Source organism: Nocardia sp. No.11, assembly GCF_038752175.1.
GTDB classification, from domain to species: Bacteria; Actinomycetota; Actinomycetes; order Mycobacteriales; family Mycobacteriaceae; genus Nocardia; species Nocardia canadensis.
This window is the reverse complement of record NZ_JBCGFB010000153.1, coordinates 1-12,646: the sequence shown is the minus strand read 5'-3', so window position 1 is coordinate 12,646 and position 12,646 is coordinate 1. Positions and strand designations below refer to the sequence as shown.

General features: G+C 68.5%; 15 protein-coding genes, 2 tRNA genes and 1 pseudogene. 11 read left to right on the top strand and 7 right to left on the bottom strand.

Annotation, left to right across the window (positions count from 1 at the left end; genetic code table 11):
- The 5 genes from V8688_RS28595 to V8688_RS28575 form a co-directional block, all read left to right on the top strand.
- The coding region (locus V8688_RS28595) for a DUF3566 domain-containing protein (protein ID WP_342802093.1) at positions 1-428 on the top strand (428 nt) is incomplete at its 5' end.
- 137 nt (positions 429-565) lie between these two features.
- Positions 566-639: transfer RNA gene (locus V8688_RS28590), tRNA-Ile, on the top strand.
- 29 nt (positions 640-668) lie between these two features.
- Positions 669-776: a DLW-39 family protein gene (locus V8688_RS28585; RefSeq protein ID WP_211359241.1), complete on the top strand. Its 108-nt coding sequence runs from the start codon at positions 669-671 to the stop codon at positions 774-776.
- A 34-nt stretch (positions 777-810) separates the two neighbouring features.
- Positions 811-883 (top strand) — tRNA-Ala (locus V8688_RS28580).
- 5 nt (positions 884-888) lie between these two features.
- A complete protein-coding gene (locus V8688_RS28575) occupies positions 889-1,791 on the top strand; it encodes an acyl-CoA dehydrogenase family protein (protein WP_342802092.1) in 903 nt (300 codons plus the stop codon).
- A 3-nt stretch (positions 1,792-1,794) separates the two neighbouring features.
- Here the strand turns inward: V8688_RS28575 and V8688_RS28570 are convergent, their stop codons facing one another.
- Positions 1,795-3,372 (bottom strand): serine hydrolase, encoded by a 1,578-nt coding sequence (locus V8688_RS28570; protein ID WP_218715972.1) that lies wholly within the window; start codon positions 3,370-3,372, stop codon positions 1,795-1,797.
- A 606-nt stretch (positions 3,373-3,978) separates the two neighbouring features.
- Between V8688_RS28570 and V8688_RS28565 the strand changes: the two genes are divergently transcribed.
- Both V8688_RS28565 and V8688_RS28560 read left to right on the top strand, forming a co-directional pair.
- Entirely contained in the window at positions 3,979-4,980 is a 1,002-nt protein-coding gene (locus V8688_RS28565) for an ATP-binding cassette domain-containing protein (protein WP_218715973.1), read from the top strand.
- Entirely contained in the window at positions 4,977-5,831 is an 855-nt protein-coding gene (locus V8688_RS28560) for an ABC transporter permease (protein ID WP_316573092.1), read from the top strand. Before V8688_RS28565 ends, V8688_RS28560 begins: the two co-directional genes overlap by 4 nt.
- 4 nt (positions 5,832-5,835) lie before the next feature.
- Here V8688_RS28560 and V8688_RS28555 read toward each other — a convergent pair whose 3' ends face one another.
- Entirely contained in the window at positions 5,836-6,012 is a 177-nt protein-coding gene (locus V8688_RS28555; RefSeq protein WP_218715974.1) for a hypothetical protein, read from the bottom strand.
- Positions 6,013-6,070: 58 nt separating this feature from the next.
- On the opposite strand from V8688_RS28555, the gene V8688_RS28550 reads away from it, so the two are divergent.
- A complete protein-coding gene (locus V8688_RS28550; protein WP_308248321.1) occupies positions 6,071-6,598 on the top strand; it encodes a peptidylprolyl isomerase in 528 nt (175 codons plus the stop codon).
- Between the two features lie 78 nt (positions 6,599-6,676).
- Here V8688_RS28550 and V8688_RS28545 read toward each other — a convergent pair whose 3' ends face one another.
- Entirely contained in the window at positions 6,677-7,123 is a 447-nt protein-coding gene (locus V8688_RS28545) for a PH domain-containing protein (RefSeq protein WP_218715983.1), read from the bottom strand.
- A gap of 103 nt (positions 7,124-7,226) precedes the next feature.
- The gene (gene crgA, locus V8688_RS28540; RefSeq protein ID WP_218715976.1) at positions 7,227-7,490 is read right to left on the bottom strand and encodes a cell division protein CrgA; all 264 of its coding nucleotides are present in this window, start codon (positions 7,488-7,490) and stop codon (positions 7,227-7,229) included.
- A gap of 93 nt (positions 7,491-7,583) precedes the next feature.
- Between crgA and V8688_RS28535 the strand changes: the two genes are divergently transcribed.
- The 3 genes from V8688_RS28535 to V8688_RS28525 all read left to right on the top strand — a co-directional run bounded on the left by V8688_RS28535 (position 7,584) and on the right by V8688_RS28525 (position 9,575).
- Positions 7,584-8,246 carry an aminodeoxychorismate/anthranilate synthase component II gene (locus tag V8688_RS28535; RefSeq protein WP_218715977.1) on the top strand — a complete coding sequence of 221 codons (663 nt, stop codon included), beginning with the start codon at positions 7,584-7,586 and terminating at the stop codon, positions 8,244-8,246.
- Positions 8,247-8,255: 9 nt separating this feature from the next.
- Complete coding sequence (locus V8688_RS28530; RefSeq protein WP_316573093.1) at positions 8,256-8,963, top strand: dihydrofolate reductase family protein; 708 nt, start codon at positions 8,256-8,258, stop codon at positions 8,961-8,963.
- Between the two features lie 144 nt (positions 8,964-9,107).
- On the top strand, positions 9,108-9,575 hold the full coding sequence (locus V8688_RS28525) for a deaminase (RefSeq protein WP_218715979.1): 468 nt from the start codon (positions 9,108-9,110) through the stop codon (positions 9,573-9,575).
- A 2-nt stretch (positions 9,576-9,577) separates the two neighbouring features.
- Here V8688_RS28525 and V8688_RS28520 read toward each other — a convergent pair whose 3' ends face one another.
- The 3 genes and pseudogenes from V8688_RS28520 to V8688_RS28510 all read right to left on the bottom strand — a co-directional run.
- Positions 9,578-9,997: a CBS domain-containing protein gene (locus V8688_RS28520; RefSeq protein ID WP_218715980.1), complete on the bottom strand. Its 420-nt coding sequence runs from the start codon at positions 9,995-9,997 to the stop codon at positions 9,578-9,580.
- Positions 9,998-10,103: 106 nt separating this feature from the next.
- Positions 10,104-12,008 (bottom strand): Stk1 family PASTA domain-containing Ser/Thr kinase, encoded by a 1,905-nt coding sequence (gene pknB, locus V8688_RS28515; protein ID WP_218715981.1) that lies wholly within the window; start codon positions 12,006-12,008, stop codon positions 10,104-10,106.
- Positions 12,005-12,646: pseudogene (locus tag V8688_RS28510) on the bottom strand (serine/threonine protein kinase); the annotation flags it as partial. The gene pknB and the pseudogene V8688_RS28510, both read right to left, overlap by 4 nt.

The window sequence follows — 12,646 nt, the reverse complement described above, 5'->3', positions numbered from 1 at the left end:
CCGCCGCCGCAGGCGCCGGGGCGGTCTCGCCCGCCGTGCCGGTGGCCATCGCGGCCGCCGCGTCCGGTGAGCCGCTACGCGCGACGGTGCAGATCCGCCGGATCGATCCGTGGTCGACGCTCAAGATCACCCTGGTGATCAGCGTGGCGCTGTTCTTCGTGTGGATGCTGGCCGTCGGTCTGCTCTACATCGTGCTGGCCGGCATGGGCGTGTGGGACAACCTGGACAACTCGCTGGGCGAGATGCTGAACCAGGAGGGCAGCTCGTCGAGCCTGATCGACGCGGGCACCGTCTTCGGCTACGCGGGCGTCATCGGTCTGATCAACGTGGTGCTGTTCACCGCGCTGGCGACAGTGGGCGTGTTCATCTACAACCAGTGCTGCGATCTGGTCGGTGGCATCCAGGTGACCCTGGCCGATCCAGACTAGGAACAGGCTCTGCCACGACGGCCGGTCAGCCCCGTAAAAAGGGGCTTGACCGGCCGTTTTGGTTATCCCCGGCCCGGTAGGGTAACCTCGTTCCTCGTTGCGGTTCACTGCTCCGGCAGGGGATCGAAAACGAGTACGGGCCTATAGCTCAGGCGGTTAGAGCGCTTCGCTGATAACGAAGAGGTCGGAGGTTCAAGTCCTCCTAGGCCCACTCCCGAACATCACAGTAGGGTGGGAATCATGAAGATTGTCCTCACGGTCGGTGTTGTGATCGCGGTTCTCATCGGTATCACCAAATTCCGCAAGCGCGATGACGCAGACCTCTGGCGCGAGGTCACCACCCGCTGATTCGGGTTGCCAACTGGTTTCATCAAGCCAGCCAGGGGCCTTAGCTCAATTGGCAGAGCACTGCCTTTGCAAGGCAGGGGTTAGGGGTTCGATTCCCCTAGGCTCCACTTCTGTGAATTCCTCGGTTTTCGATTTTCTGCTCAGTGCGGCCCCTGTCGAGTCGGGGTCGACCGATATCGCCGCGATCGCGGCATACCATCGCGCCCGGAGCGCCGCTTTCGCCAGCTCCATCGATCGCGCCGTTGTCGCCGGATTCGACAGTGCCGGAACAGGTACGGCGTTTCTCGGCGGATATCAGGAAGCGCTCGGCGCGCTGGTGCCGCTCGACGCCACCGGACTCACCTCCATGTGCGCGACCGAGGCGAACGGGGCCAAGCCGTCGCAGCTGACGACTACGGTGACCGCCGACGGCTTCGTCACCGGGACCAAGTCCTTCGCGACCCTGGGCGAGTTCGCCACCCGCTTCCTCGTGATCGCCAGGGCGGGCGAGCAGGCCGACGGCCGCGCCGCGCTGCGGGCGGTGCTGGTGCCCGCCGGTCCCGGCGTCGTGGTGACGCCGCTGCCCGCGCTGCCGTTCGCTCCGGAGATCCCGCACGCCACCGTCACTTTCGACGCCGCGCCGGGGGAACTGCTGCCCGGCGACGGCTACGCCGACTTCCTCAAGCCGTTCCGCACCGTCGAGGATCTGCATGTGGTCGCCGCTGTGCTCGGACAGCTCGTTCGGGTGGCCCGGCAAGCGGAATGGCCCGCCGAGGCCGTACAACAGCTGCTGGCCCTGTTTGCGGCCGTGCGTGGCGTGGGCACCGAGGACCCGGGTTCGACCGGCGTACACATCGCGCTGGGCGGGATCTTCGAGCGGCTGACGCGCCTGCGGGCCGAACTCGCGCCGCTGTGGGACCGGGTCGACCCGGCGGTCCGGAGCCGCTGGGAGCGTGACGAGCCGCTGCTCGGGGTGGCGGGCAAGGTCAGGGCGCTGCGGCTGGCGACGGCCTGGCGTGCGGTCGTCGAGGCGTGAGGGTCAGCGGGTGAACTTTCCGAGGCCGTTCTCGTCGTAGTAGTCGAGGGTGAGTGTCCCGTTGTCGAAGGTCGCCGACGAGACGCTGCCGGGCGGTGCGTTCTCGCCGCTCGGCTCGAAGGCGAAGGTGTCGCCGTCCCAGTGCCGCAGCGGGAATCGGCGCTGCGCCGGGCCCAGGGTGAGGACCAGGCCGCTCTCGGCCTCGGAGATCGTCGCCGGGCCCCAGTACTCGTTGGCGTAGCTGCCGACGTAGGTCGGCAGGGGCTGGGCGGGCGCGGGAGTGACGGGCGCGGACTTGCCGGACAGGTCGCCTTCCGGGTCGTTGATGGGGGCGAGCGCGGCCTGGTAGATGCCCCGCCAGTCCTCGCGGATCTCACCGAACTGGACGAGATCGCCGAACTCGGCGGTCAGCGCCTCCGGCACGCCGATCGGCGCGGCGTTGGTGAGCGCGATGATCGCGACGTCGGCCGACGGGATGGCCAGGAAGTTCGTGGCGGCGCCGAGCGCGAACGCCCCGGAGTGGCTGTAGGCGGTGCGACCCGTGGAGCTGGTCGAGGCGTTGAAGCCGTACCCGTAGAACCCGGCCCGTGATTCGGGGGAGGAGGCCGGCGAGGAGATCACCTGCGGGGTGATCGCGGGCAGCAGCGCCGCCGCGGGCGCGATGGTGGTTCCGTTCGCGGTGCCGTGGCCGAGCATCATGGCCAGCCAGCGCGCCATGTCGTTCACCGAGGAGCTGACCCCGCCGGCGGGAGACTGCGGGTCGGGATCGCGGACGAACTTCGCGACCCACTCGCCATCGACGTCGACGTGGCCGACCGCGCGATTCGGCCTGGCCTCGTAGTCGGCGAAGCGGGAACTGGTGGACGACATGCCGAGTGGGCCGTACACCGTCTCGGCGCAGAGCCGGTCCCACGGCACGCCTGCCGCGGCGGCGACCGCCTCGGCGCCCGCGGTCAGCCCGAAGTTGGTGTAGTGGTAGGTGATCCGGAACGGGTCGAGGGGCTCGAGCCGGAGCTTGTCCAGGATCGCGGCCTGGTCGTACCCGAGATCCTCGAGCCGGTCGCCCGCGTGGTCGGGCAGGCCGCTGCGATGGGCGAACAGGTCGCCGACGGTGAGCTGGGCGGTGGTGGCCGGGTCGGCCAGCGCGAACGAGGGCAGCTTCGAGACCACCGGCGTCGTCCATTCGACCGTGCCCGCGCCGACCTGGTGGGCGACCACGGACGCCGAGACCGACTTCGACACCGAGGCCAGCTGGAAGACGGTGTCGGCGTCGACCTTGTCCTGGCCGCCCGCCTGCTTGACGCCGAAGCCCTTCGCGTAGACGGTCTTCCCGCCGTGCACGACGGCGACGGCCATGCCGGGGATGTGACTGCTGTCCATCAGCGAGGTGGCCAGCTCGTCGAGTTTCGCGACGGCGTTGTCGACCGCGTCGTCGGGCAGGGCGACCGCGGCGACCTGGTTCGGTGGGAGCTGTTCGGTGCTGGTCGCGGTGGAGCTCTCGTCGTCGGATGCATCGCTGCAACCGACCACGACAGCCATCGACACGACCAGCGCGGCGAGCGCGCCTTTGCCGGGCACCATGGGCTGACGATAGACCCGGTTGCGGGGCGATCGCGGGAACGTGGCTGGACTGTGACGGTTTCGCGGACCGGGAGTACTCACCGGTAGCCGGAACTGCACCTTGCCGGAAAATGGGGAGCGGGCCTCGGCGAAGGGGGGGAGTTAGCCGAGGCCCGCGTAGGGTCGGCCCGGGGGGGAGGGGCCGACGTGAACGATCCTACGCGATGCGAGCGGAATTCGTGTACGCGCAACGAGCCAGTTTCCGAGATTTTTCGGCGTTCTGGGCCTGGACCGTGGCCGGCGGCCGGTGTAGTGAACGGCGAATCGGTCGGTGAACCAACCGACAGTTGTCTTACATCGGTCGGAATATGCTGGTGCACAAGGAATTACGCGAAAAATTCGCTGAACATGTTCTTGTCGGTGCGCCATCGATGCCCCGAAGACCAGGGGCTTGCGATCCGGGGGTCCGCCGGAAAATCCGTCCGATTCGCCGCGTGTCGCCGTAAATCGGCATGTCGAACAGATCTGTACATCGGGATCGGGGGCACCCGGGAAATGGGGGTGCGACTTGTCGGTGGGTCCCGCAATACTGGGGCAACAGCGTAGAACTACGACTTCAGGAGAATCATGCCCGACGCAATCGTCGCCGAGGGTCTGGTCAAACGGTACGGGCAGCTCACCGCCCTGGACGGGCTCGACCTGTCCGTCCCCGAAGGAACCGTCACCGCACTTCTCGGCCCCAACGGCGCGGGAAAGACCACGACTGTCCGCGTTCTCACCACGTTGCTGATCCCCGACGAGGGCCGTGCCACCGTCGCCGGGATCGACGTGCTCGGCAATCCACAGGCCCTGCGTTCCCGGATCGGCACCTCCGGGCAGTACGCGGCGGTCGACGAATACCTCACCGGCTTCGAGAACCTCGAGATGGTCGGCAGGCTCTATCACCTCGGTGTGGCGCGCAGTAAGGAACGCGCGCGCGAACTGCTCGAGCGCTTCCGGCTCACCGACGCGGCGGATCGGCCGGTGAAGGGCTACTCCGGTGGTATGCGCAGGCGCCTCGACCTCGCCGGCGCTCTGGTGGCCAACCCGCCGGTGCTGTTCCTGGACGAGCCGACCACCGGCCTCGACCCCCGGGCCCGGCTCGATCTCTGGGACGTCATCGAGGAACTCGTCGCGGGCGGCACCACGCTGCTGCTCACCACCCAGTACATGGAGGAGGCCGACCGGCTGGCCGACTCGATCGCCGTCATCGACCACGGCAGGGTGATCGCGCGCGGCACCGCCGACGAACTCAAGGCCCTCGTCGGCGGCGACCGGATCGAACTCACCGTGGCCACGCCCGATCAGCTGGCGCCGGCGCAGCAGGTGCTCGCCGGGCTGGCCGACGGCGAGATCCATCTCGAACCCGGCCTGCGCCGGATCACCGTCCCGGTGGCCGACGGCTCCCAGGACCTGGTCACCGCCATCGGCAGGCTCACCGAGCACAAGGTGCAGATCAACGACGTCGCGCTGCGGCGGCCCTCGCTCGACGACGTCTTCCTCACCCTCACCGGGCACGAGGCCGAGGAACTCGTCAACAGCGATGCCGCGAAACAGGCTGTCGGCGCCGAGGAAGGACAGAACCGATGAGCACCACGCTCGACAAGGTCGACGTGCAGGGACCCACCTTCGGGGAACGGCTCGCGATAGTGGTCAGCGACAGCGTGACCATCGCCAAGCGCAATGTCATCAAGATCAAGCGCGTGCCCGACGTGCTGATCTTCACGACGCTGTCGCCGATCATGTTCGTGTTGCTGTTCGCCTATGTCTTCGGCTCGGCGATCACGGTCGAGGGTGTGGAGGGCGGCTACCGCGAATTCCTGATCGCGGGCATCTTCGCGCAGACCGTGGTCTTCGGCGCCACGTTCACCGGCGCCGGCCTGGCCGAGGACATGCAGAAGGGCATCATCGACCGGTTCCGTTCGCTGCCGATGGCGCCGTCGGCGGTGCTCGTCGGCCGGACGATCAGCGACGTGGTGATCAACGTCGTGAGCTTGGTCGTCATGTCGCTGACCGGCCTGGTCGTCGGCTGGCGGATCCGCGGGTCGTTCCTGGACGCGGTCCTGGCGTACGTGCTGATGCTGCTGTTCGCCTACGCGCTGTCGTGGATGATGGCGGTCGTCGGACTGCTGGTGCGCGCACCGGAGGTGTTCAACAACGCCAGCTTCATGGTGATCTTCCCGCTGACGTTCCTGTCGAACGCGTTCGTGCCGCTGGAGGGCATGCCCGGGCCGCTGAAGGTATTCGCCGAGTGGAACCCGGTCTCGGCGCTGACCCAGGCCGTGCGCGACCTGTTCGGCAACACCAATCCGATGGCTCCGCCCTCCGACGCCTGGCCGATGCAGCATCCGGTGGTCACGACGCTGATCTGGATCGTGGTGATCCTGGTCGTGTTCGTGCCGCTGGCTCAGGTGCAGTACAAGAAGTCCGTGAGCCGCTGACGGCTCAGTGCGCGCCGGTCTCCACCCCGGAGACCGGCGCGGCACCGTTGCGGGAGTAGCCGAGGCGCGGCGGCTCGGCGGCGGGCTCGGGAAGTTGCGGTCGCTTGCTGCGAGCGAGGAGGGCCAGGGCCGCCGCCCCGGCGATCCCGACGGCGGCGATGATCGGGTTACGAAGCTTCATGCGACCACTGTGGCACAGCTTCCCGGCTTCCCGCCGCCCCCGTGGCACCATAACTGCCGTGACCTCACCCAACCAGACGGCCGTGGCGACGCTGCACACCAACCACGGCGATATCAAGATCGCGCTCTTCGGCAACCACGCGCCCAAGACGGTGCGCAACTTCGTCGGTCTCGCCGACGGCAGCGCGCCCTACACCACCGCGAACGCCGGTGGCACGGACGCTGGCCCGTTCTACGACGGCGCCGTCTTCCACCGGGTGATCCCGGGGTTCATGATCCAGGGCGGCGACCCGACCGGCACCGGTCGCGGCGGGCCCGGCTACGAGTTCGGTGACGAGTTCCATCCGGAGCTGCGCTTCGATCGCGGCTATCTGCTGGCGATGGCCAACGGAGGGCCCGCGACCAATGGTTCGCAGTTCTTCATCACGGTCGGTGCCCAGCCGCACCTCAACCGCAAGCACACGATCTTCGGCGAGGTGGTCGATCCCGATTCGCGCAAGGTCGTCGACGCGATCGCCTCGGTGAAGACCGATCGCAACGATCGGCCGGTCGAGCCGGTCGTCATCTCCTCGGTGACCATCGGCTGACAGCGGCTGCGCACAACAGAACTCCCCGCCGCGCCGGAGCGCGACGGGGAGTTCGTTGCTTCACGTGAAACGTTGCGGTCAGTCGGTGACCGAGGCGAAGCCGTTGACGACCAGCGCGTCGTAGACGTCGTGCGGGTTGGTGCCCAGATCCCAGCGGCCGAAGATCAGCAGCCGCTCCGAGCCCTCGTGCTGGACATCGATCTCGAGCATCGCCGACTTCCGGCCGAGGCGGCGGTAGGAGACCATCCGAATCCGGTCGATCCGGGTCAGCGGGTAGGTCTTGGGCCCGGTCAGCGTGCCGACCACCAGGCGCGGCGCGGGACCGGAGACCATGGTCAGCCGGGGACGCTGGCGCACGCCGAGGATCGCCATCCCCAGGACCGCGACCGCGGCCAGGCCGACGAGCAGCCTGCTGGGGCCGTCCTGAGCCAGCACCGCGGCGACGACGAGGATGAGGCCGCCGCCGGCGACGGCGAGCAGACCGGCGGTGGGAGTTGTCCACGACCTGCTGTCGGCGGAATCCACAGCGTTCACGCGGCGTCGTCCCCCATTGCTCCTCGAGTTGTCCACAGCTTCATCCACAGGTGTGCATGAATAACACCGGTGTAATCCGGTGTGCGGCGATCGCTCAGCGCCATCGCATGGTCATGATCAGGCCGATGACCATCAGGCCGAACCCGATCAGGAAGTTCCAGGCGTTGAGATCGTTCATCCAGCCGATGTGCTCGGCGGCCAGGTAGTACACCAGCAGCCACACGAGCCCGGCCAGCATGAAGCCAAGCATGATCGCGACGTACCAAGCCGGCGACGGGCCCGCCTTCACCTTCACCGGAGTGCGGCTGGCAGGGCTCGGGGTGTAGTCGGCCTTCTTACGGACCTTGGACTTGGGCATGACGTCCTCGAATTCGGGATACAGGTAACTCCTAGGCTATCCCACCAGGTAATGGATGCGACGACCTACGGGGTCGCCACGTACCCTCGACGCATGCGTGTATTGGTCGTCGACAACTACGACAGCTTCGTGTTCAACCTGGTGCAGTACCTCGGCCAGCTTGGGGCCGAGGCCGTGGTGTGGCGCAACGATGACCAGCGCCTGGCCGACCTGGATACCCTGCTGACCCGTGGTGACGAGGGCGGGACCTTCGACGGCGTGCTCGTCAGCCCCGGCCCCGGCAGCCCCGACCGCGCGGGCGCGAGCATCCCGCTCGTCCACGCGGCGGCGAAGCACCACACGCCCTTGCTCGGCGTCTGCCTCGGACATCAGGCGATCGGCGAGGCGTTCGGCGGAACGGTCGACCGCGCGCCCGAACTGCTGCACGGCAAGACCAGCGAGGTCTTCCACATCGGTGCGGGCGTGCTGGCCGGTCTGCCCGACCCGTTCACCGCCACCAGGTACCACTCGCTGACCGTCCTGCCGGAGACCATGCCCGCGGAGCTGGAGGTCGTCGGTCACACCGAGAGTGGGATCGTGATGGCCATGCGCCACCGCACCCTGCCCATCCACGGCGTGCAGTTCCACCCCGAGTCGGTGCTCACCCAGGGCGGGCACCGGATGCTGGCCAACTGGCTCGAGGTGTGTGGACAGCGTCCCGCCGAGGCCCTCGTGTCGGCGCTCGAAGCGGAAGTCGCCGCGCTGGTGACGTCGTAGCGGTCCGCGATGGCACCGGGGAGTGACGCCGTGCGGCCGTTCGTGCTGTTGTCGGTGGCGGCGAGCCTGGACGGTTACATCGACGACGCGAGCGCGCAGCGGCTGCTGCTGTCCAACAGTGCCGACTTCGACCGCGTCGACCAGGTCCGCGCCGAATCCGACGCGATCCTGATCGGCGCGCGGACGCTGCGGACCGATAATCCCCGGCTGCTGGTCAACAGCGCCGTGCGCCGGGCCGACCGGGTGACGGCGGGCAAGCCGGAGTATCCGGTGAAGATCACCGTCACCGCGTCCGGCGAGCTCGATCCCGAGCTGCGGTTCTGGCACACCGGCGGCGACAAACTCGTCTACACCACCGACAGCGGCGCGGCCCGGCTCGGCGACCGGCTCGCCGGACTGGCCGAGGTGGTCGCGCTCGGCCCGGAACTGTCGCTGGCCGCCCTGGTCGACGACCTGGGCGCGCGCGGAATCGGCCGATTGATGGTCGAAGGCGGCACCGCGATGCACACCGGTTTCCTCGCCGCCGATCTGGTCGACGAGATCCGGCTCGCGATCGCGCCGATCCTGGTCGGCGACCCGGCGGCTCCGCGGTTCGTCGGCCCGGGGCGGTTTCCCGGTGGTGCACAACGACGGCTCCGGCTGGCGGGTGTGGAACAACTTGGGGATGTCGCTGTGCTGAAGTACCTGGTCGGGCACGGCGACGAGCCCGTCCGCTAACCGGCCCTGTGGTCGAAATCATGTTCACGACCTGGGGAAATATCACTGTCCACAGCTTGTCCGGCGAATCGCTGCACACCTGAACATGACCGAATCCACATCATGCGACAGTTGTGGATAACTCCCGACTAGCAGGGGAACCCGATGACCGCAAGCAGTGCCGAGAGCACCGACCACCGATTCATGCACAGGGCGATCGAACTCGCCAGGAACTGCCCACCCAGCCCGACGGCCTATTCGGTGGGCGCGGTGATCGTCGCCGATGGTGTGGAGATCTCCGCCGGCTACTCCAGGGAGACCGACGAGAAGGTGCACGCCGAGGAGTCGGCGCTGAACAAGCTCGACCCGGACGATCCGCGGCTGACCAGGGCGACGATCTACAGCACGCTCGAACCGTGCTCGACCCGCGCCACCGCGAGCCGGCTGCCGTGCGCCGACCGGATCCTGGCCGCCGGCATCCCGACCGTCGTCATCGCCTGGCGTGAGCCGAGCCTGTTCGTCGCCGCGTGCGAGGGTGTGGACAAACTCCGCGGGCACGGCGTGCGGGTGGTGGAGCTGACCGACCTGGCCGAGGAGGCCATGTCGATGAACTCCCATCTCGATCTGAGCTGAGGTCAGGGCCGCCCGTAGATGGCGGTCACGAACTCGCCCAGCTGGTTGTCGTCGAGGTGCCGGGCCAGATCGGCTTCGCTGATCATGCCGACCAGCCGCTTGTTGTCGATCACCGGCATCCGCTTGACCCGATGGCCTTCCATCTGGTCGAGCACGTCCTCCACGTCGGCGTCCGCGCTGACCCACCGCGGGGTGGACTCGCACAACTCGGCCGCGGTCGTGGTTTCGGGGGACAGGCCGAGCGCGATGCACTTCACGACGATGTCGCGATCGGTGATGATGCCGCACATGCGCTCGTCGTCGTCGGCGACGACAAGCGATCCGACACCGAGATCGGCCATCGCCGTCGCCGCGGTCGCCACGGTGTCACCGCGGGTGATCCACTGCGCGCCGGGCTTCATGATGTCCCTGGCCGTGGTCATAGGGCTACCTCCTCGTTCAGCGGTGCTGGGTGGGATGAAGCAGCCTCATTCTGCGCCCGCCGCGTCGCGGCAGGTGGGTTCTCCACGCAATCGAGACCTGGCGATCTCAGCGCGGTAGCGGCGAAGCACCCACCTGCAGCACGACGTTGCCGGTGATGGTCACCGTGGATCCCGCCGCCGGACTCTGGCCGACGACCTTGCCGGAGGCACTGCCGTCCAGCGTGATCACGGTGGTCTGGCTGAGCTGACCGGTCCAGCCGAGCGCGCGCAGCTGTTCCTGCGCCTGCGTCGGGGTGAGTCCGCTCAGGTCGGGGACCGTGATCCGGTCACCGGCCGAGACCTGCACGGTGATGGTCGACCCCTTCTCGGCGTTGCTGCCGCCGGTCGGGTTGGTCGAGAGCACCTGGCCCTTCGGCGCGGACGACTTCACTTCCTGGATGTCGACCTTGAACCCGGCGCTGTCGACCAGGTTCGGCTGGGCGATCGAGATGTCCTGACCGACCACCGTCGGCACCCGGACCTGCTCCGGCCCCGAGCCGATGGTGATCACGATCGGCTGATCGATGTCGACCCGCACGCCCGCGCTCGGCTCCTGCGCGATCACCTTGTCGGTCTCGGCGGTGCTCGACGCCTTGCGCGGCGGGTTCGGGCTCAGGGTCAGCCCGATCGAGTTCAGCTTCTGCTCGGCCTCGGCCTGGGTCAGCCCGGACAGCCGCGGCACCTGCACCTGGGTCGGTCCGGTCGACACCTGCATGGTGACGGTGCTGCCCTCGTCGATCCGGGAACCGCCGAGCGGCTGGGTTGCGATGACATTGCCGACGGCCACCTTGCCGTCGGCCTTCTGCTGGGTGGCGACGTGGAACCCGGCCTGCTGCAACGCGGTCTGGGCCTGCTGCGACGGCTGACCCGACACGTCGGGGACGGCCACCTGGTCGGCCTTGCTGCCCGGTCCGACCAGCACCCAGAACAGCCCGAACGCCACCGCCAGCGCGGCGGCGACGCCGAGCGCGATCAGCCCGGTCCGGTTGCGGCCCTCGGCGGGCGGCGCGATCGCGGCCTGCTCGGAGGTGTCGTCGCGACGATCACGGAACGAGCGCGGGGCGGGCTCGTCGTCGTAATCGAGGATGGTGGTGCGGTCTTCCTCGTTCATCACCATCGGCGCGCTCGGCTTCTGGCCGCCGAGCACCCGGATCAGATCGGCGCGCATCTCCGCGGCCGTCTGGTACCGGTTGGCCGGGTTCTTGGCCATCGCCTTGAGGATCACCGAGTCGAGTTCGCGCGGCACGCCGGGATTCACCGACGACGGCAGCGGCGGATCCTCCTTGACGTGCTGGTAGGCGACCGCGACCGGCGAGTCGCCGGTGAACGGCGGCTGGCCGGTGAGGATCTCGAACAGCACGCAGCCGACCGAGTAGACATCCGAGCGGGCGTCGACGGTCTCGCCGCGCGCCTGCTCCGGGGAGAGGTACTGCGCGGTGCCGATCACCGCGGCGGTCTGGGTCATCGGGTTGGAACTGTCGGCGATCGCGCGCGCGATGCCGAAGTCCATCACCTTCACCGCGCCCGCGCGATTGATCATGATGTTGGCGGGCTTCATGTCGCGGTGCACGATGCCGGCCTTGTGGCTGAAATCGAGCGCAGCGCACACGTCGGCCACGACTTCCATCGCCTTGCGCGGGGCCAGCGGGCCCTTGCCGCGCACGATGTCGCGCAGGGTATCGCCCTCGACGTACTCCATGACGATGTAGGGCAGCGGGCCGCCGTCGACGGTGGCCTCGCCGGTGTCGTACACCGCGACGATGGCCGGATGATTCAGCGCGGCCGCGTTCTGCGCTTCCCGCTTGAACCGCAGGTAGAACGTGGGATCGCGGGCCAGATCGGCCCGCAGCACCTTGATCGCGACATCGCGCGAGAGGCGCACGTCGCGGGCCTTGTGCACCTCCGACATGCCGCCGAACCCGATGATCTCGCCCAGCTCGTACCGCGAGGAGAGATTCTTCGGGGTCGTCATGGTTGTCCTTGTGGCGGAGTGTTGTCGACGGTGATGTTCGGGCCCAGCGCGTTCGGGGCGTCCGGGAACGGCAGGTCGAGCGTGGGCAGCCGGGGCCTGCCGTTGACCGTCGTCGTTCCGGCGGCCGGGGTGGTGGTGGCCGGCTTGGTGGTCTTCGTCGTCGTCGGCGCCTTGGTGGTGGTCGTCGGCGGCGGTGTCGTCGTGGTGGTCGGCGGTTCCGTCGTTGTCGTCGGCGCCTCGGTGGTCGTCGTCGGACGCGGCGGTTCCGTGGTCGTCGGCGGCGCCTCGGTGGGCGGCACGATCGGCGGCGGGAACGACTTGGTGGTCACCGGCGGCGGCAGCGGTTTGGTGGTCTGGGTGGTGGTGGTCGTGGTGCCGGAGTCGCGGTTCGGCTCACCGCCGAACAGCACCCAGAGCACGACACCGCCGAGCAGCAGCGCGCCGACGCCCAGGGCGATCAGCCACTTCTGGTTGTTCTTGGCGGTGCTGGTCGCCGCCACCGCCGCGGGCGCGGCGGCCTGCGTCGCCGGACCGGTGTAGCCGCCCGCGGGGGTGATCGGCTGCGGCGCCTGGTTGCCGAAGCGCATGGTCGCGCCGTCGTACTCGGCACCGGCGGCCGCCGGGATGACCATGGTCGG

Coding starts and splice junctions, on each gene's coding strand:
- pknB (WP_218715981.1), bottom strand. CDS start 12,008: ATGACGACCCCGAAGAATCTCTCCTCGCGGTACGAGCTGGGCGAGATC.
- crgA (WP_218715976.1), bottom strand. CDS start 7,490: ATGCCCAAGTCCAAGGTCCGTAAGAAGGCCGACTACACCCCGAGCCCT.
- V8688_RS28585 (WP_211359241.1), top strand. CDS start 669: ATGAAGATTGTCCTCACGGTCGGTGTTGTGATCGCGGTTCTCATCGGT.
- V8688_RS28555 (WP_218715974.1), bottom strand. CDS start 6,012: ATGAAGCTTCGTAACCCGATCATCGCCGCCGTCGGGATCGCCGGGGCG.
- V8688_RS28530 (WP_316573093.1), top strand. CDS start 8,256: ATGGCACCGGGGAGTGACGCCGTGCGGCCGTTCGTGCTGTTGTCGGTG.
- V8688_RS28525 (WP_218715979.1), top strand. CDS start 9,108: ATGACCGCAAGCAGTGCCGAGAGCACCGACCACCGATTCATGCACAGG.
- V8688_RS28565 (WP_218715973.1), top strand. CDS start 3,979: ATGCCCGACGCAATCGTCGCCGAGGGTCTGGTCAAACGGTACGGGCAG.
- V8688_RS28520 (WP_218715980.1), bottom strand. CDS start 9,997: ATGACCACGGCCAGGGACATCATGAAGCCCGGCGCGCAGTGGATCACC.
- V8688_RS28560 (WP_316573092.1), top strand. CDS start 4,977: ATGAGCACCACGCTCGACAAGGTCGACGTGCAGGGACCCACCTTCGGG.
- V8688_RS28535 (WP_218715977.1), top strand. CDS start 7,584: ATGCGTGTATTGGTCGTCGACAACTACGACAGCTTCGTGTTCAACCTG.
- V8688_RS28570 (WP_218715972.1), bottom strand. CDS start 3,372: ATGGTGCCCGGCAAAGGCGCGCTCGCCGCGCTGGTCGTGTCGATGGCT.